This window comes from Paenibacillus sp. FSL R5-192 (assembly GCF_000517845.1).
GTDB classification, from domain to species: domain Bacteria; phylum Bacillota; class Bacilli; order Paenibacillales; family Paenibacillaceae; genus Paenibacillus; species Paenibacillus amylolyticus.
The window spans coordinates 34,573-54,298 of sequence record NZ_ASPR01000005.1 but is presented as its reverse complement, the minus strand read 5'-3'; the positions used below and the strand labels follow the sequence as shown (position 1 = coordinate 54,298).

17 protein-coding genes are annotated in these 19,726 nt (G+C 47.7%); 16 read left to right on the top strand and 1 reads right to left on the bottom strand.

Annotated elements, in window-relative coordinates; genetic code table 11:
- Positions 1-20 precede the first annotated feature (20 nt).
- From C161_RS03260 to C161_RS03240, 5 genes are all read left to right on the top strand, one after another.
- Positions 21-716, top strand: coding sequence for a response regulator transcription factor (locus C161_RS03260; RefSeq protein ID WP_036668222.1), 696 nt, complete (start codon positions 21-23; stop codon positions 714-716).
- On the top strand, positions 709-1,797 hold the full coding sequence (locus C161_RS03255) for a HAMP domain-containing sensor histidine kinase (protein ID WP_036614119.1): 1,089 nt from the start codon (positions 709-711) through the stop codon (positions 1,795-1,797). The genes C161_RS03260 and C161_RS03255 overlap by 8 nt, the downstream gene beginning before the upstream one ends.
- A gap of 99 nt (positions 1,798-1,896) precedes the next feature.
- On the top strand, positions 1,897-2,760 hold the full coding sequence (locus C161_RS03250) for a D-Ala-D-Ala carboxypeptidase VanY (protein WP_036668221.1): 864 nt from the start codon (positions 1,897-1,899) through the stop codon (positions 2,758-2,760).
- 28 nt (positions 2,761-2,788) lie between these two features.
- On the top strand, positions 2,789-3,349 hold the full coding sequence (locus C161_RS03245; RefSeq protein WP_036668217.1) for a VanZ family protein: 561 nt from the start codon (positions 2,789-2,791) through the stop codon (positions 3,347-3,349).
- A gap of 13 nt (positions 3,350-3,362) precedes the next feature.
- The gene (locus C161_RS03240; RefSeq protein WP_036668216.1) at positions 3,363-3,572 is read left to right on the top strand and encodes a hypothetical protein; all 210 of its coding nucleotides are present in this window, start codon (positions 3,363-3,365) and stop codon (positions 3,570-3,572) included.
- A 140-nt stretch (positions 3,573-3,712) separates the two neighbouring features.
- Here C161_RS03240 and acnA read toward each other — a convergent pair whose 3' ends face one another.
- Complete coding sequence (acnA, locus tag C161_RS03235; protein WP_036614112.1) at positions 3,713-6,427, bottom strand: aconitate hydratase AcnA; 2,715 nt, start codon at positions 6,425-6,427, stop codon at positions 3,713-3,715.
- Positions 6,428-6,810: 383 nt separating this feature from the next.
- Here acnA and C161_RS03230 point away from each other — a divergent pair, with 383 nt between their 5' ends.
- From C161_RS03230 to C161_RS03180, 11 genes are all read left to right on the top strand, one after another.
- Positions 6,811-7,809 (top strand): amidase domain-containing protein, encoded by a 999-nt coding sequence (locus tag C161_RS03230; protein WP_370511462.1) that lies wholly within the window; start codon positions 6,811-6,813, stop codon positions 7,807-7,809.
- 137 nt (positions 7,810-7,946) lie between these two features.
- Positions 7,947-9,047 (top strand): D-alanine--D-alanine ligase, encoded by a 1,101-nt coding sequence (locus C161_RS03225; RefSeq protein WP_036614110.1) that lies wholly within the window; start codon positions 7,947-7,949, stop codon positions 9,045-9,047.
- 30 nt (positions 9,048-9,077) lie between these two features.
- Entirely contained in the window at positions 9,078-9,401 is a 324-nt protein-coding gene (locus C161_RS03220; RefSeq protein ID WP_036614107.1) for a hypothetical protein, read from the top strand.
- A 155-nt stretch (positions 9,402-9,556) separates the two neighbouring features.
- The gene (gene uvsE / locus C161_RS03215) at positions 9,557-10,558 is read left to right on the top strand and encodes a UV DNA damage repair endonuclease UvsE (RefSeq protein ID WP_036614105.1); all 1,002 of its coding nucleotides are present in this window, start codon (positions 9,557-9,559) and stop codon (positions 10,556-10,558) included.
- Positions 10,559-10,665: 107 nt separating this feature from the next.
- Positions 10,666-11,529 (top strand): inositol monophosphatase family protein, encoded by an 864-nt coding sequence (locus C161_RS03210; protein ID WP_197997992.1) that lies wholly within the window; start codon positions 10,666-10,668, stop codon positions 11,527-11,529.
- 166 nt (positions 11,530-11,695) lie between these two features.
- The gene (locus tag C161_RS03205) at positions 11,696-11,986 is read left to right on the top strand and encodes a hypothetical protein (RefSeq protein ID WP_036614100.1); all 291 of its coding nucleotides are present in this window, start codon (positions 11,696-11,698) and stop codon (positions 11,984-11,986) included.
- Positions 11,987-12,288: 302 nt separating this feature from the next.
- Positions 12,289-13,611: a stalk domain-containing protein gene (locus tag C161_RS03200; RefSeq protein ID WP_036614098.1), complete on the top strand. Its 1,323-nt coding sequence runs from the start codon at positions 12,289-12,291 to the stop codon at positions 13,609-13,611.
- Positions 13,612-13,861: 250 nt separating this feature from the next.
- Positions 13,862-15,649 carry a cache domain-containing sensor histidine kinase gene (locus C161_RS03195; protein WP_036614097.1) on the top strand — a complete coding sequence of 596 codons (1,788 nt, stop codon included), beginning with the start codon at positions 13,862-13,864 and terminating at the stop codon, positions 15,647-15,649.
- Entirely contained in the window at positions 15,624-17,177 is a 1,554-nt protein-coding gene (locus C161_RS03190) for a response regulator transcription factor (protein ID WP_036614096.1), read from the top strand. The genes C161_RS03195 and C161_RS03190 overlap by 26 nt, the downstream gene beginning before the upstream one ends.
- A 222-nt stretch (positions 17,178-17,399) precedes the next feature.
- Positions 17,400-18,683, top strand: coding sequence for an ABC transporter substrate-binding protein (locus tag C161_RS03185; protein WP_036614095.1), 1,284 nt, complete (start codon positions 17,400-17,402; stop codon positions 18,681-18,683).
- Positions 18,684-18,822: 139 nt separating this feature from the next.
- Entirely contained in the window at positions 18,823-19,725 is a 903-nt protein-coding gene (locus C161_RS03180; RefSeq protein ID WP_036614094.1) for a carbohydrate ABC transporter permease, read from the top strand.
- The last annotated feature ends 1 nt before the right edge of the window (position 19,726 follow it).

Here is a 19,726-nt window from a genome sequence, read left to right as displayed (position 1 = left end):
ACATAGGAGTGGAATAAGCAATGAAGCGAATTACGATTCTGATCGCAGACGATGAAGTTGAGATCGCTGATCTGGTTGCTTTACATCTACAAAAAGAAGGATATCACACGATCAAGGCCTTTGATGGGAAGGCGGCGGTTCAAGCTGTTCAGACTCAAGCGATAGATTTGGCGATTCTGGACATTATGATGCCTGGTATGGACGGGTATGAGGTGACACGTAAAATTCGGGAACAGCATCATTTACCGATCATTTTCCTAAGTGCCAAAACGTCAGATATGGACAAAATTACGGGACTTGTGATGGGTGCGGACGATTATATGACCAAACCGTTTAATCCGATGGAGCTTGTTGCCCGGGTTAACTCCCAGTTACGTCGTTCGCTGCAATTCAGCCAGTCTGCGCCTGTGCAGAGGTCCATTCTGGAGAAAGGTGGGCTCATCATCACGCCAGATCAACATCGCGTTACACTCTACGGCAAACCAGTGGAACTAACACCGAAGGAGTTTGACATTTTGTATCTGCTCGCGAGCCACCCCAAGCAGGTGTTCAGTGCAGAAAGCATTTTTGAACAGGTATGGGGAGAAGCCTATTACGAGAGTGGGAATACCGTGATGGTCCACATTCGGACCCTGCGCAAAAAGCTGGGGGAAGATGTGAACAAGAACAAGTTTATCAAAACCATCTGGGGTGTGGGGTACACGTTTAATGACTAAACGAAGAAGTTTTCGTACAACCATGATTATGTTGCTAGGGTTAAGCATGCTTGCCTCTGGTGCAATTACCTATGGGATTTACAAGCTTATGCAAGCCTATTATTCGGGTGTCCGTGCAGAAGATCAGCTCGCTGAATATCGTCATTTTATGAGAAGTATCGGGGATATCTATTTCTTCCTGATCTTATTTATCCCACTGGCCATTCTATTTTTCTTCTGGTTTACCAAGCCCTACGCGACGTATTTCAAGGATATTTCTACAGGGATCAGGCATTTGGCCAACGGTGACTTTCAGCATCGTGTGCAGATCTCCTCGAAGGACGAGTTAGGTACGATTGCGGAGGATGTGAATTTGGCAAGTGAGAAGCTAAGGGAAGCGGTAGAACGAGGGGATTTTGCTGAAAATAGTAAGGACCAGCTTGTTGTCAATCTGGCGCATGACCTGCGAACACCGCTGACGTCTGTGCTTGGATATTTAGATCTGCTCATGAAGGATGATCAGTTAACGGAGGAGCAGGTACGGCACTTTACGTCGATTGCATTCACCAAATCACAGCGCCTGGAGAAGCTGATTGATGATTTGTTCGAAATTACCCGTATGAATTATGGCATGCTGCCTATAAACAAGACACAGCTGGATCTTAGCGAACTGCTGAAGCAGATGAACGAAGAGCTCTATCCTGTATTTGAAAAGAACCAACTAGTCGCCCGACTAAAAATAGACACTGACCTTACGGTCTCCGGTGATGGCGAGCTACTGGCTCGTGTGTTCGAGAATCTGCTAATTAACGCTGCACGGCATGGCAAGGATGGCATGTACGTAGATATTAATGGATATCGGGATGCAGAACAGGTCATCATTCAGGTAATTAACTATGGTGGACATATTCGTCCAGAGGAATTGCCACATATCTTCGATATGTATTACACCGGAGATCGTGCCAGGACCCCTCAGGAGGGTGGGACAGGCCTTGGACTGTTTATCGCTCGTAATATTGTGGAGCAGCATGACGGTACGATCTCGGCTCAGAGCGACGTGGTACGGACGTTATTCGAGGTTCGTTTGCCCGTCTTCCAATAAGGTTGACGTCAAAATTTAAGAAAAACTTTAAAATTGCCCTGCTTTTTCTTTAACTTGTGTTGTCTATCCTTGATGTATGAGGTAAAAGGAGGAACAAGCATGAAGAAGTGGGGCTTTTTGATATGTATTATTTTGATCGGATATATCGTTACGCAATCACCGGGATGGATTCAGCAGAAGGATGAGTTGCCCATCGAGATTCAGAATACGCGTGAAAATCCCGCAGGTTATACCGTATCCGTCACCGGAAACATTCAGGATCAGGTACATAAGGGCAACTTGTTACTAGTTGATAAGCAATACCCCGTTCACCCGGAAGGAGTCAAATCCGATATTGTATATGTGGCACATGAGGATGATCTGCTTCGTGGATATGGGATACTGGATCAGAAAATCATGTTATCACGACAGGTGGCGCAGGAGTTTCAGAGGATGGTTGAAGCAGCAGGCGAAGAGGGAGTCAGATATTTTCTCGTCAGCAGTGGATACAGGGACTTTGAAAAGCAGGACGAGTTATATCGGGAAAAGGGTTCAGATTATGCACTTCCTGCGGGACACAGTGAGCATAATCTTGGGTTATCCCTGGATATCGGCTCGAGCTTGGCTGCGATGAATGAAGCACCAGAGGGTGCATGGCTGGAGAAGAATGCATGGAAATACGGATTTATTTTACGTTACCCAAAGGATAAAGTGCGCATTACCGGTATTCAATATGAACCATGGCACTTTCGATATGTAGGGCTGCCGCACAGTGCTGTCATGTATAAGAATAATCTGGTACTGGAAGAGTATCTCGATATGCTTAAAGAGAAAGAGAACATTACTGTGGAAGTAGAGGAAGAGGAGTATCATATCCGCTATTATCGGGCCACCCGAGACACAACCGTTTACATACCTGAGCAAGGACAAACTGAAATATCGGGTGATAACATGGATGGTGTCATTGTCACCGTAAAGAAATAACAGGGCAACACAAAGGAGGAGGAGCAGCATGAAGCACAACAACCAGAAGAAAAGCAAACATTACATCCTTTGGATTGCCGTTTTCATTATCTATGTATATCTACTTACGAAGCTGATCCTGTTTAAAGGAAGCCCGGTCGATTTTGGCATCGTGAAGGATCGACTGATGGCGTTCTTGCAACAACCGGATCTGGTCCATAACCGAACCGTCAACCTGACACCATTTCAGGAAATCTCACGAGACTGGAACAGTCTGTCGTTACATCGTCCTGGAACCGCAATCCATCTGGTAGGCAATATACTGGCCTTTATCCCTCTGGGCATCTTCATCCCTGTGTTGACGGGCAACAAGTTATTCTCTGGAGTAAAGGTAATCTTGCTGTCTCTGCTGCTCAGTCTGGGCTATGAAGTGACACAGTTAGTGACTGGTATGGGCATATTTGATGTGGATGATTTGATGCTTAATACACTCGGCGGCTTCATTGGATATATTGTTTTCACTATGGCTATGGGTCTGAAAAAGGTGTTGGTGGGAGGAGAATCCCGCGTGACGACGAAAAAGTTAAATTCTAAGGAAAGTCACGTGTAAGGAGGGGAAGAACTTGATTATAATGGCTGTACTATTCATTAGCGCAGGGCTAATATTTCTCGTGTATCCACACAAGGTAACGGATGCTTCGGAAAAACAGATTACGGAGCGAGTAATCATGTCTAGATGGGTTGGAGGCTCGTTAATTGCTCTGGCATGTCTGTTTCTGATCATGGGCACGATTCAACTGTTAGATCAAGCCTCACATCACATTGGGCATTAAAAGGCAGTTGGCTTTGAAGATTGATTTTTAAACATATCCCGAGTATAAAAAACAAAGCCAAAAAAGCTCCTCGCCACGTGCTGATTGCACGTGGCAGGGAGCTTTTCTGTATAACTTCATTACATTAATGATTTATATCATTAAGCTTTTTTCATCATTTGACGCAATACAGTTTGCAGGATACCGCCGTTATGGTAGTAATCCACGTCAACCATGCTATCCAGACGAGCGATGACAGGGAATTCGAACTGTGTACCGTCTTCACGAGTTACGGTAACTTTCAACTCTTGTCCTGGCTTCACATCATTGCTGAGGCCAGTAATGTCATACGTTTCGCGTCCGTTCAGACCAAGGCTGGACCAGCCGTGACCTTCCTGGAATTGCAATGGCATTACGCCCATGCCCACCAGGTTACTGCGGTGAATCCGCTCGAAGCTTTCTGCGATAACGGCTTTGACGCCGAGAAGGAATGTTCCTTTTGCCGCCCAGTCACGGGAGCTTCCTGTACCATACTCTTTACCAGCAATAACGATCAGGTTCTGTCCTTCATCCTGATACTTCATGGAAGCATCGTAGATGGACATTTCTTCGTCCGTTGGCAGGTACTTCGTGATACCGCCCTCGGTACCCGGAGCCACCTGGTTACGAATACGAATGTTGGCAAACGTACCACGCATCATGACTTCATGGTTACCACGGCGTGAACCGTAGGAGTTGAAGTCCTTGCGCTCTACGCCATGCTCTTTCAGGTACAGTCCAGCCGGGCTGGATGGTGCAATATTACCTGCTGGCGAGATGTGATCCGTTGTTACGGAATCCGCAAGCAATGCCATAACACGTGCAGAACGGATATCTGCGATATCGTTCAACTTGTCGCCAAGCTCTTGGAAGAACGGAGGGTTCTGAATGTACGTGGAGTTCGGATCCCACTCGTACAATTCACCTTCCGGTACAGAAATTGAATTCCAACGCTCATTGGCTGTAAATACATTCTCGTACTTGTTGCGGAACATCTGAGCGTTCAGGGAACTAGCGATAGTATCCTTGATTTCCTCGGAGGTAGGCCAGAGGTCTTTCAGGAATACAGGCTCATTGTTCGTATCATAACCGATTGGATCGGTTTCAAAGTCAATATTCACTGTACCCGCAAGTGCATATGCCACAACGAGTGGTGGGGATGCCAGGTAGTTGGCTTTAACCTGTGCATGCACACGGCCTTCGAAGTTACGGTTACCGGACAATACAGCCGCTACGGTCATATCGTTCTCAGCAATAGCTTCGCTCACTTCGTCCGGCAGTGGGCCGGAGTTACCGATACATGTTGCACAACCGTAGCCGGCAACGTTGAATCCGAGTTTGTCGAGATACGTGATCAGGCCTGCTTTTTCCAGGTACTCGGTAACAACCAGGGAACCTGGTGTCAGACTGCTTTTCACATATCCTGGTTTGGTCAGGCCGCGTTCAACTGCTTTTTTCGCCAGTAGTCCCGCTCCAACCATAACACTTGGATTCGAAGTGTTCGTACAACTTGTGATCGCCGCGATCACAACAGCGCCTGCCTTCAGTTCACTGTTGGAACCGTCCGGATGCTTCACAGGTACGGATTGTTCGATTTTCTCATCGCTCAGACCGTAGCCGCCTTTATCTACAGGTGTGCGAATGATGCTGTTGAAGCTTTCTTTCATTTGTGTCAGCTCGATGCGATCCTGTGGACGTTTTGGTCCTGCAAGACTTGGTACAACAGAGCCGAGATCCAGTTCAATCACATCTGTGAATTCAGGATCAACGGTGCTTGAAGTACGGAACATGCCTTGAGCTTTGTAATAAGCTTCAACCAATTCTACCTGCTCGTCAGGACGGCCAGTGTTACGCAAATAGTTCAACGTTTCACTATCAACAGGGAAGAAACCGATCGTTGCGCCATATTCTGGTGCCATGTTGGCTACTGTTGCACGGTCAGCCAGACCGATGTTGGCAAGACCTGGTCCGTAGAACTCAACGAATTTACCAACAACGCCTTTTTTACGAAGCAATTGGGTAACGGTCAGTGCCAGATCCGTTGCTGTTGCGCCTTCGCTCAGGCTGCCTGTCAGTTTGAAACCGATAACGTCTGGTGTTACAAAATAAAGCGGTTGGCCCAGCATACCTGCTTCAGCCTCAATACCACCAACACCCCAACCAACAACGCCAAGTCCGTTGATCATGGTGGTGTGGGAGTCTGTACCTACGAGGGAATCCGGGAATACAACGGTTTCGCCGTCCACGGTTTTTGTTGCTGCCACGGAAGCCAGATACTCCAGGTTAACCTGGTGAACGATCCCTGTGGATGGTGGAACTGCACGGAAGTTGTTGAATGCCGTTTGCGCCCAACGCAAGAAGCGGTAACGCTCTTCATTACGCTCAAACTCAACTTTGATATTGTAATCAAGTGCATCGTTGGTACCAAAAGCATCAACCATAACGGAGTGGTCGATAACGAGATCGACCGGTACGAGCGGGTTGATCTGTTTTGGATCGCCACCTGCTTTTTTCACAGTATCACGCATTGCAGCGAGGTCAACGACAACCGGTACACCGGTGAAATCCTGCAGAACGATACGTGCAGGGATGAATGGGATTTCCTTGTTATTGTCACGGCCATCTGCCCAGCCGGTCAGTTGTTTTACGTGTTCTTCGGTGATAGCACGTCCGTCGAATTGACGAATTGCTGCTTCAAGCAACACTTTAATGGAGAAAGGAAGCCTGGAAAGATCGCCGTGGCCGTTTTCCTGAAGAGCATCGAGACTGTAGTAGCGGTAAGACTTGCCTCCAACCTCAAGACTGCGAGCGGCGGAGAAATGATTCTTTGCTGACATACATGTACCTCCTTGGGATGTGTCGGTGAGATGAAGAAAACGTTCATTTAGGTGAAGAACAGGCCTTCATCGTTCCGTGTTCTTGTTCGTTAGTTTCATCAGATGAAACGTAATTTCATAATCATAACTTTAGTTTTAAGTATACCGTTTTCACCTCCGTACGTAAAGGTCTTTTTGCCTGATCAAGCAAGCTTTTGGACCGATGAAGGCGTTTTCGTGAAGCGAGCAGGAATAAGATATCTTGTGTACCTGTATTTGCCGAATTTCGGATCTCCCTCCTGAGCCGTGTACATACAACCGAAGACCCTTTCATATGAATAGTAGGAGTTTATATACGCAATGAAATATTCCAGACAGAACTCATGCCAAAGGGGGACATAGGCTTGGAACGGGAATGGAAGAGTGCCTTATATACTTACGTGAACCAGTACAATCGCTGTGAGATCGACTACCGTCCACAGACCAGCGAACGGATCGTTACCGATCCTGACTTCGTGGTGGAACGGGGAGAGCGTATGGCAAGGCTGGACGAATGGTATCGTAAGCGGCGCGCCGTGCCTCTTCGCAGCGAGACCAGCGCCAAGCTTGTACGCACGCTTATGGATGGCCAGGAAGAAGCAGTGGTGGATGTACAATTGTACAGCAGACTGTTCTACGAGAAGAGCGGGATCACCCACCGGGAGGACCGGATTGAGCGGGAGCGGTTAACCTTTCTGCGGCAGAGTGGTGGATGGATCATTGGACGGGTCGAGCGAGAAGTGCCAGAGCGTCGTCCTGCTGGGGAAGGACGTCCGTTTCAACAAGCTGATTTTGTACAGGCGATGAATCGGCCGCTGCTGAATCGGGAAGTGTTGGGTCAAGGAAGAAGCTCACGGCAACAGTCATATCGCAGAGATCTGGCGGTTGCCTATGCAGATCGGTGGTGGAATGCGGGAAATCCGGCATTTGAGGAATTTGATGTGGATTGTACCAATTACGTGTCCCAATGTCTCTTTGCAGGGGGCGCACCCATCCACTATACTGGTAGAAGAGAAGCCGGCTGGTGGTATAAAGGGTATGTGAACGGCTCCGAAATGTGGAGTTACAGTTGGGCAGTCTCCAACAGTCTGGAGCGTTATTTGTCAGGCAGCAGCTGGGGTCTGACCGCGACAGAAGTGGAGCGTCCTGAGCAGCTGATGCTCGGCGATGTTATTCTCTACGATTGGGATGGAGATGGACGATTTCAGCACAGCACCGTTGTGACCGCGTTTGATGCGGGCGGTATGCCGCTTGTTAACGCACATACGGTTAGCAGCCGTCACCGATTTTGGGATTACCGGGATTCTTACGCTTGGACGGAGCGGACGGTATACCGGCTTTTTCATATTGCAGATGAGTTTTGATGACGAAAGATTTTCGGGATGCGGTGACGCAGACATCCAGTTCCGTGTAAAATAAGACCAGATAATGCAAGCAGAATAACAAGGGTGCTGAGCATGCAAACATGACAGCATCAGGCACAGATAATCGGAGGGTACACATGAGTATGGATAAATTAAAAGTAGGCGTCGTGTACGGCGGAAAATCGGGCGAGCATGAGGTGTCGCTGCAAACGGCGTTTGCTGTAACAAACGCATTTGATTATGAAAAGTATGAACTGGTTCCTTTTTATATCTCCAAGCAGGGGACGTGGAAAAAAGGACCTGTCATGCATGCGCCGTTCGCGCAGATTGAAGACTTGAAGCTGGAGCAATCGGCAGGCGGAACGCAGGATGCGCTGAACGCACTGTTTGGCCGTTTGTATGGCGGAGCAGAAGCGCTGGACGTGATGTTCCCTCTGCTGCATGGTACGTTTGGAGAGGATGGCACCATTCAGGGCATGTTTGAGATGGCGGATATGCCATATGTAGGTGCAGGTGTACTGGCTTCGGCTGGCGGCATGGACAAAGTGGTCATGAAAAAGCTGTTTGCACAGGCTGGCATTGACCAATGTGCCTTTACGTATTTTAACGCGACACAATGGAAGCAGACAGAGCACGAAATGATCGTACAGGTCGAAGATCAGCTCGGGTATCCTTGTTTTATCAAACCGGCGAATCTGGGCTCCAGTGTAGGTATCTCCAAAGCACGTAACCGCGATGAGTTGAAGACAGCTGTCGAGTTTGCACTTCGGTATGACACGAAGGTTGTCATTGAGGAGTTCGTTGAAGCACGCGAGGTTGAAGTCAGCGTCCTCGGCAATGACGAGCCCATGGCTTCCGTTCCAGGTGAGATCGTATCCTCCGGTGAGTATTATGACTATGCAGCCAAGTATATTGATGGTCAATCACAGATGCTGATTCCAGCTCCACTGGACCCAGAGGCCGCAGATCGCATTCGCGAGGCAGCTTTGCAGGCGTTCCGTGCGATTGAAGGTAACGGTATTTCACGTGCGGACTTCTTCATTCGGAAAAATGACGGCGCCTTGCTTATTAATGAAGTCAACACCATGCCTGGTTTCACACCATACAGCATGTATCCACTTCTTTGGCGTGAGACAGGTGTATCGTATGCCGAACTGCTGGATCGCATGATTGAGCTGGCACTGGAGCGTTACAACCGCAAGCAGGCACTGAATTACGAGAACGGCGTACAGGCGTAGCCTGCGACCACAAGATCAGGAGGGATATGCATGGGATTTCAGACTGAATTCAATTCCGTATGCAAGTTCAAGAATGAGCAGGAGCTGTTCGAACTGCTTGAATACGGACGCGGCAAAATGGTCAAACAGGGCTTCCGGGTATTTCCTACCGGCCAGAAAGTGATTGCATACACACCGGATAACGTGGCTGTAGCCATCGTCAAGATCGTGGTTTCCATTGCGGAGATCAACTTCCAGGGGCAAGAGGTAACCGAGGTGGAGATGCAACTCATCCGCAAATTGACTGAGGAAGAATCACGCATTCAGACTGCCCTTGCGGATGAGATGTTCTTTGGAGAGCAAGCACAGGAATAGTTGTTGACTGTAAGTGCGGGTCGGAAGGACGGATTTGCCAGAATACGATTATGGTCACTCTTTTAGGGTAAAACTTGGTTATATACAGTGACGGTACATCCTGACGGTTAAATATGCCGTGCGGGTTCTCCGCCCTAATAGAGAGGAAGAGATTCATGCTCGTACGCTTTGGTTACGTGGCAATGTCCGTGCTTATAGAGAACGCCTCGCCTTCCCGGACCATGACCATGTCGAGTTTTAACAAAATCGATGACAGGGAAGCGGCGATCCGCAAGCTCGAACGGATTGCAGCCGAGAACCTGCACAATACATTACGTTTGCTCAGGCACAACAAGGGTAGCCATATTCATGTATATCGCTTCTCTTCCAAATTGATTCCACTGGCAACACACGAGGACCTGAATGACTGGGACCCGTTCCCGGCGCTGAAGCAGGACTTTGCGGCCATTGGTGATTTTGTGAAGGAAAATCATATGCGTGTGTCCTTTCATCCGGATCATTTTACCGTACTTAGTACCCCCCGCGAGCAAGTTCTGCGCAACTCGATTCGCGACCTTCGTCATCATGTTCGGATGCTGGATGCCATGGGGCTGAATGCCACTGCCAAGAACAATATACATATTGGTGGTGCATACGGGGACAAGCCTTCGGCGGCGCTTCGTTTTGAAGAAAACTTTTTGAAGCTGGATCGGGACATTCAGGAGCGGCTCACACTCGAAAATGATGACAAAACGTTCAATGCGCCTGAGACACTTGCCGTGTGCCAGCGCTTGGGATTGCCCATGGTACTTGATATCCATCACCATTGGGTGAACAACGAAGGAGAACAGGCATGGGATCTGTGGCCTGATATTCTAAAGACCTGGCAGTCACCGCTTGCCCAGGCAGATTCACCGGCTGATCAGCCATTGCCACCCAAAATCCATGTCTCCAGTCCAAAGAGTGAGAAGGATCTGCGAGGTCATGCCGATGGTGTGGAGGTAGAGCCTGTGCTCGATTTCTTGCGTCATATCGCAGCAGACACCCCAAGACTTGACGTGATGATTGAGGCCAAACGCAAGGATGAGGCTCTTGTGCAACTGATGCAGAAGCTGGCATTCTATCACGAAGAGGGTGTGGAGTGGGTGGACGAGTCTACCGTCATCATTCATCCGTAGTGCCAAAAGGGGCCTGGGCAACGAGAAACTTTACGACCTGTGGGGCGTATACTTTTAACAAGTATTTCAACTTTTCGTAGATTGATATAGAAAGTAGAGTGAACGCTTTGAATGAGAAGGAAAAGACACCTTATGTCGTGACAAGCAAAAGCTATACTGCCGTTGCCATTAATGCAGCTTCCAAAGCTGGCGAATGGATCAAAAGCCGTCTTGGGACGGTAGCTGAACTTGGCACCAAATATTCACCCCAAGATCTGGTGACCGAAGTGGATAAAGGAGCGGAGCAGATGATCCGCCGCCTGATTCTTACGCATTTTCCCCACCATGCCATTCTGGGTGAAGAGGGCGTCGAACCGGGACCGGAAGCTTCGGCAAAAGCACTGAAAGAGGCCGAGGAAGAAGAGTTCTTGTGGATTGTTGATCCTGTGGACGGAACGACGAATTTTGTACACGGATTCCCGTTTTATTCGGTGTCCATTGCATTGGCTCACAATGGTGAAGTCATTGTCGGCGTGATCTACGACCCTTCCCGTGATGAAATGTTTGTTGCTGAAAAAGGGAAAGGAGCATATGTTCACGGAAACCGGATGCTTGTATCTGGTGAACAAGAACTGGCTCAGAGCCTGATTGCGGTTGGATTCCCGGCAGACACAACCTTTGCGTTGCCACTGAATATGGCCGCTGTACAGGCGCTTGCTCCGCAAGTTCGTAACTTGCGTGCAGGTGGATCTGCCGCCCTCCATCTGGCATATGTTGCCGCAGGACGTCTCAGCGCCTACACCGAAGTTGGATTGAAACCGTGGGATATTGCCGCAGGTGCGCTGCTGGTTGAAGAATCTGGTGGCAAGGTGACCGATACCATCGGAACGCCTTACCAACTGTCTGTGAATCATGTCGTTGCCAGCAATGGCAAAATCCATGATGCACTGACGGATGTGCTGAAGGAAGCGAAAGCAACCGGTCTGGAGTGAGTTTATTCAACTCATCTACTCGCCTTTATCACCGGATTTCTACCTTGGAAAAGGGAATCAAAGAAATCTGGGGATAACAGCGATCGGAAGATGGTTCTGTACACGAAGTGAAAGTACAATAGTAATAATTAACGCATGTATGACTTTAATTAAAGGAGCGAAAACAATGGATGAATCCAAAGAACTGGAACAACGGCTCAGTGATATGCTGACGGAAGGGGACATGGAAGAGTCCGGCGACACCAATCAGCGTGAACGCCAGCTGATTCCTCCAAAATATGAAGTGCGAATCCAGACAGAACGTGATCCAATTGTTGAGGAAACGTTAAAGTACCGGAAGATGGCACGTGAAGTGGATGATCGTTATGATCGATATCTGGAGCGAGCTACCGGGAACAAACCGGAGAGCGACAAGGGTCATTTGATTGCTGAAGACTCAAATAAGCCGCAATCTTAACTAATCACTGAACGTCATAGCTGAGCTTAACCAGTAACAGACTCCCCTTCAGGGAGTCTGTTATTTCATGTGTGCTCTCAGTGGAGAGGACAACGCCTACTTTAAAATGATAGAATAGAGTAACACGAACCGATGTCATTGGAATGACCAATGTACTATATATTAGTGAGGTTGTTCAAAAAGTCCGCTTTTGATTACGAAGGATGCCTAGCTTCATCCCATCTTCTCGGTACTGAAAACCGACCTTTTTGAACACGTACATTTAGTGTAATTATAGATTTGCGAGAAGGAGTGTTACCTGAATGAAGCGTAAACGTATATGGGAAAATACAGCTGCCGGTTTAACGGTAAGCATGTTGGCAGGAATGCTGCTCTTTACATCATCTGCATTGCCTGCACACGCGGCTGACACCAAAACCGGTGTATTGCCAGCGGGTACAAACGAGACTTCGCTGACAGCGAAGAAAGATGCAGTAGCCGTAACTAAGGAGTTCCGCATCGTCACATTGGGAGATTCCATAACGGTAGGTTATGAGCCCAACACAAAAGAATTGCCTTATGGTTATGTAGAACGTTTGCATGAGCAAGGTTTGCTGCATGGACGTACACAGGTGGACAACTACGGGATTGCCGGATTGAAAACCACTGGCCTGAAAAACTTTACTACTGCAATTAAGGATGGCAAAACGCTGACTTCTGAAGCCATTCAACCAAGTCTTCCTGATCCAAGAGCGGGACAGATCGGAGCCAATACTGCTGCAATCCGTGAGAGTGTAGCACAGGCCAATCTGGTTGCAATTACCATTGGGGGAAATGATGTATCTGAGCTTCTCGGTACAGCAGACAAACTGAGTGATCAGGAACTGCAAGCCAAGGTAAAAGAATTACTCGCAACATATACAGCCAATGTAAGTGCAACGATTAATGATATCCATGAAATTAATCCGACAGCTACAATTGTCATCGCTGATCAGTATCAACCGATGCCAGAAGTAGCAGGCAAGGCACTCTATGCCAAACTTATGGAGGCGTCCCAAGGCTTCACACAGACCATTGATGGCATTGCAGCACAATTCACTGCTCAGGGTACCGATGTCAAAGTCGCACACGTGGCCAAGGAGTTTGTTGGTGGTGAAGGCACGATGACACATATGATCAAAGATCGTGATTTCCACCCGAACCAATTTGGATATGCGGCCATTGCCGAAGTATTTGCCAAAACGATCTGGGGCGACTACACGAAGCTGACTACACCCGCGACAGGTGAGCCGATGAACATTATTGTGAGTGGCAAAACATTAAATACTCCGTACAAACCGATTATCCGTAACGGCAAAAACTTTGTGGCGATTCAAGACATCGTGAATGCGGTCGGTGCTACTACGGTGTGGGATAACAAAACTTCAACCGCAACCATTACATATGGAGACCGGAAAGTTGCGGTGAAGATTGGTGCCAATGCTGTGAAGGTAAATGGAGCATCGGTTACTGTGGATACACCTGCATTCCTGAATAAGGTAGGCAAAGAGTCCAAAACATATGTACCACTTGCCATGGTGGCTGAAGGTCTTGGCTTTGATGTGCAGTATGTAGCGAAGCTGAAAACTGTTTTTGTTAATCCGTAAATTGTATTTCATACTTTAACATGATGTTATTCAACAGCCAGAATACCTTGATCTGTTCAAGGTATTCTGGCTGTTTTGTGTTCTTTTTGAGTTGCTGACACAGATGTATACCTTCTCTAATGACCTAAAATGTTGCATAAATATATCTTGTCAGATGACCAATGGATGTGTAAATATGAAAATAACTTACAATAAAACCACTAATGCATAGTATGACAGGCACCCCTCGCAAGCCAAAGGAGCGCTTAGGATGAACAAAATTAAGAACGCTTTCACAACACTACCGATTCATCACAAAACGATTCTTCTCATCGGACTTTTGATGTTGATCAGCTTTACGTTTTATGCGTCCGTACTCCGATATGTGTTCAGCATCTATGACCGCCAGATCTATGAGAAATCCTCGCAGGTCCTCAATATGTCTTCGGTAGGTATTGAGAATCAACTTCGTGAAATTTCCAATCTCTCCTTCAAGGTGATGTCGGACGAGCCGCTTCAGCAATATCTGCTCCAACTGAAAAAGGCCGAAACGGGTTACGAGAAAAATGGATTGCGTAAAAAAATTACCAACAGGTTAGTCGCATATGCCGGTTCTGAAAAATACGTCTATTCCATGCTATTTATCGATAATGATAATAACGTTATGGCCGCAGGCAATCGGGAGGGAATTTCGGAGTCGAAGCAAAAGGAACTGGTTGCACTGGGACAGCAATACTCGGGCTCCAATGCATGGCATACCAGTGGGGATAAACAGTCCCGACTCTTGTCGGTTCGACAGGTGAAATCCTTTATTGGCGGAGCATTTACATTGGAGGACCTCGGCACACTGATCATCCGCGTCCGGCTGGACCGAATTGTACAGGACCAGATGCAAGAACCGGCTGAGGACTCCCAATTACTGATTACGGATGGAAAAGAAGTGATCTATCCAACAGAATCGTCGGTCAGTGAAGCCGAGATTGAGTCTGAACTGAAGCGTACCCAGCCCTATGGAATTACCATGTTGGAGCAGGGGAGACACTTTGTAGCTCGTGCTCATTCTTCCTATACGGATTGGACCTATCTGTACACAACCCCGTTTGACCAGATGTTTAAAAAGATCCAGTTTGTCAAACAGTTGGTTACGGTGATCTTCATCATGATCTTTCTGGCGGCGCTTATCATTGGAGCGAGATTCTCTCGCAGTATTACCCATCCGATTGCGCAGTTGATCAAAAAGATGCGTAATATCGAAAAAGGTGATCTGGATAAGCTGGAGGAGGCAGCCCTTGGCAATGTTCCGATATCTCCACAGAATGAGGTTGGGCTGCTGCATCGCACATTCAAGATGATGCTTCAACGAATACGTGAATTGATTGATGAGAATTATGCCAAGCAACTGGTGATTCGTGAGACCGAGTTGAAAGCGCTTCAGGCGCAGATTAATCCACATTTTCTATACAACACGCTGGAATCCATTAACTGGCTGGCTAAAGTACAGAAGCAACGACAGATCTCGGAAATGGTTGAGGCTCTCGGATTTCTGTTGCGTAGCTCTGTGAACATGTCCGAGAAGTGGATTACGCTGGAAAGGGAGCTGGACATTGTCCGCAGTTACGTGACAATTCAGCGCACACGTTTTGAGGAAAGACTGGATTTCGACATGGAAATTGCCCCAGAGGTAGGAACGGCGCGGATACCGAAGTTAACATTACAGCCGTTGGTGGAGAACGCGATACATTATGCACTCGAACCAAGCATTGACCCCTGCCGGATTCGAATCCGGGCGAGAGCAGAGGGAGATAAGGTGATTATTGAAGTTGAGGACGACGGTCCGGGGATGACACCGGAATTCCTGAAACAACTACACGAAGGACGTATTCAGACAAGAGGACAGGGCATTGGGTTATCTAACATCCAGGAACGAATCAGACTGACCTTCGGTGATGAAGGTGGAATGGTGATGAGCAGCAAGCCCGGATCAGGAACTGTAGTATCGATCAGCATACCTTGGATCAGAGAGGACGATGACGATGTACAAAGTGATGCTCGTAGATGATGAACGTGTCATTCTGGAGGGGATTTCCCAAGTGGTCGATTGGGCCGCGGCAGGAACGGAATTGGTGGATACGGCGAGGAACGGGATTGAAGCATTGGACAAAATTGGGCAGTCGCGACCCGATATTATTATTACGGATATTTCCATGCCAGGTCTGGATGGTCTCGGACTCATAGAGAAGGCATCTGAAGCATACCCGGGAGTACGTTTTATTATGTTATCCGGCTACAAGGAGTTCGAATATGCTCGCAGAGCGATGCAATATGGTGTGAAGCATTATTTGCTCAAACCCTGCAACGAGAATCAGATCCATGATGCATTAACTGAACTGTTGCAGGAACATCAGGATGCCCAGGTGAAGGAGCATGTTGCAGGTGAGATGAAACAGCGATTGCAGCGTGTCCTTCCACATGTGAAGGAGCAATTTCTGCTGGAGTTCATGACCAACCGCACCTATGGGCCGGTTGATCTGGAGTATTATCAGGAGCTGTTTGATCTGGAGCTTGAAGAGAACGCAGTTCGGTTACTGCTGTTCCGAATTGTAGATGAACATGATTACAGCCACTTATTTGCGATCAAAAACATTGCCAGTGACCTGCTCCCACATGTCCTGTTAAGCACAACCATTGAAGGCAAACTCCTCATTCTGCTCGCGGATTCAGCTGATCCGGCCGGACTGAAAGAAAGTATTGAAGAGGTTAGGGCTGCATTCACCAGACTATATAAATTGGAAGTGACCGCTGCGCTGAGTGAAGCAGATCGAATGATTCAGTCGCGGCGGTTGTTTCGTGAGGCGTTGCAGTATCTGAACCATCGCTTCTTTATCGGTGAAGGCAAGCTGATTACGAAGAATGATCTGGTACTGGCCGGAGAATGCGACGGATTGCATGTAGAACAGGATGCCGAGCAACTGTGTCAGTTGATCAAATCGGGCAATACCGAGGAAACAGCGGTAGAGGTGGAGCGTCTGTTTGATCTATTATCACGTCAGCAGCTGGAAATCGAGGTGACTCGCTCTTATGTAGTGCAGCTCTACTCGGCGATGGTGCATGTCTGTCCACCTGAGGAGGCAACGGAATTCACCCAGCGTATGGCAGAACTGCCGCATATCGATACGTTATCTGGTTTGAAGTCTTTTGTTGCAAGCAGTACAGCCCGATTAACTTCAGGGTATTACAAAAACCATATCAGTCGCCAGTCTTCTGCCGTGGAGAAGATGATGGATATCGTGGATCGTCATTTTGGAGAGGCGGATCTTTCTCTCAACGGAGTCGCCCATCAGATGCTCTATATGAATCCCGATTATTTGGGCAAGATTTTCAAAAAAGTCACAGGAGAGAATTTCTCCAATTACGTGAATCGCCTGCGAATTGAACGCGCATGTGACCATATTCGCAGAGGCGGGGATGTGAAAGTATTTGAGCTTGCTGAATTGTTCGGATTCGGCGGGAATTCACAATATTTCAGTCAGGTGTTCAAAAAGTGGACCGGGATGACACCTACGGAATTCCGCAGGATCGGCATATAACAATGGGCTACCAATCATGTGATTCATGTCTGGGGAGGACGAACAGTGCCGAGAGGGGACTGTTGTCCTCCTCTGTTTTTTGAACCAACAAGACGGTTTTGTGTATTCAACTATGGTCGTACATTTGCGAAAATGACATTAACAAGTTTGTGAAAGCGTTATCAGAAATAAAAAAGGATAACTCTTTCATACAACCATATCAACATAAAAGGGGAGATTGGCATGGTGAAAAAGGCAATATTCCTGATGATGGCTGCTTTGCTCGTGTTTACAGCGGCATGTAGCTCAGGTGGAGGAACTGAAGGAGCATCTGGAGATGACTCAGTTACCCTGCGGATCGCTTGGTGGGGCTCGGATGCAAGGCATGAATATACACAGAAGGTCATCGACCTGTACAAATCGAAAAACCCGAATGTCAAAATCGACGTGGAATATGCTTCATTTGATGACTACTGGAAAAAGCTCGCACCACAAGCAGCGGCAAATCAGTTGCCTGACATCGTTCAGATGGATATTTCCTACATCAGCCAATATGCACAGAATGGTCAGCTTGAGGATCTAGCGCCTTATCTTGGAAACCAGATCAAAGTGGACGATGTGTCCGAGAATGTTATCAGCACAGGTGTAATTAACGGTAAACAATACGGTGTACCTGCCGGTGTTAACGTTCTGGGCTTCCAATATGATCCGGCATTGCTTAAAAAAGCAGGCGTGGATGCAATCCCTGACAACATGACTTGGGAATCGTATGAAGCACTGGGTAAACAAACCGCAGATAAAGGTCTGTATTTGGATGGAGGGATAGCTCCGGATATTTTCTTCCACTACTTCCTGCGTACCAAAGGATTGTCACTTTACAATGCGGAAGGAACAGGTCTTGGCTATGATGATGATCAATTGTTTGTGGAGTTCTTCGGACTCATGCGCCGCATGATCGAGCAAGGTGCAGCACCTACGCCGGATGTAGCCAACCAAACCAAAGGCATTATTGAGGAATCAGATCTCGTGAAGGAAAAAGGAATTGGCGTATGGCAATGGTCCAACCAGTTCGTAGCCTTGCAACAGGTAGCGAACCGTCCACTCGAAATCGCTCCAATGCCAGGACCAGATATGGAAAAAGGACTATATATGCAGCCAAGTATGTATTGGGGTGTGACGTCCAACTCCAAAGTGAAGGAAGAAGCAGCTAAATTCATTGATTTCTGGGTGAATGACGTGGAAGCCAACAAACTGATCAAAGGTGAGCGCGGTGTGCCAATCTCAGGAGCAATCAAAGAAGCTATCGCACCTGAGCTGAGTGACGCAACAAAACAAGTCTTTGAATTCGTAGCAGCCATGGAGCCTAAGGCTTCACCAATGAGTTCTCCGCCACCAGTTGGTTCACCTGAAGTAATCTCTTCCCTAGCAGATGTGGTTGAAGAGTTGAACTTTGGCAAAATTACACCTGAACAAGCAGCAGAGACATTCCGCAAGAACGCCGAATCTGTACTTGCGAACAATAAATAACAGTTGAATGATGGCTTGCTCGTCCCACTTCAGGGATGGTCGGGAATGGGGCTACTCGTAAATGCGAGGGCCTTTCCCCGTCCAGATGACCGAAGCCAGGATGAGGGAGCAAGCTGATCCATGAAGGAGGTTCGTTCCATTGAGGCAGTATTCGTCGTTACGTAGAAACTTAACTGGATATGCGTTCATAAGCCCGTTTATTATTGGTTTCCTGGGCTTCACACTCATCCCCATGTTTGTGTCCTTATATATGTCGTTCACGAGTTATAACTTATTCACTTCTCCGCGGTGGATTGGGCTTGATAACTACACCAAAATGTTTTTTGATGACCCGAAATATTGGAACTCGGTCAAAGTGACGTTTCTGTATGTATTCATTGGGGTACCGTTAAGGTTGATCTTTGCCCTCTTCGTAGCGATGGTCCTAAACACTGGCTCTCGTATGATTGGAACGTACCGGACGCTGTATTACCTGCCATCCATAATCGGTGGTAGTGTGGCCGTATCCATTATGTGGCGTAACCTCTTCAGTAATGAGGGTGTTATCAACAGTGCTCTAACGGCAATCGGGATCGGGCCTATAAGCTGGTTTGGTGACCCGAATGCGTCCCTGGTTATGCTCATCTCACTGTCTGTGTGGCAGTTTGGTTCGTCCATGCTGATCTTCCTGGCTGGTCTCAAAAATATCCCTACTGAGATGTACGAGGCAGCAGGTGTGGATGGCGCGAACCCTATACGGAAATTTTTCAGCATCACCTTGCCACTGCTTAGCCCGATCGTCCTGTTCAATATGATTATGCAGACGATTGGAGCATTCATGACGTTTGTACCTGCCTATATTATCTCCAAAGGCGAAGGTGGTCCAATGGACGGTACGATGCTGTACTCCCTGTATCTGTTCCGTCAGGCGTTTATGTTTAACAACATGGGTTATGCTTCGGCCATGGCCTGGATCATGCTTCTTATGATTGGTGGACTTACAGTAGCAGTATTCTTAACATCCAAGTACTGGGTGTTCTACGAATCTGAAGGAGGGAAGTAAC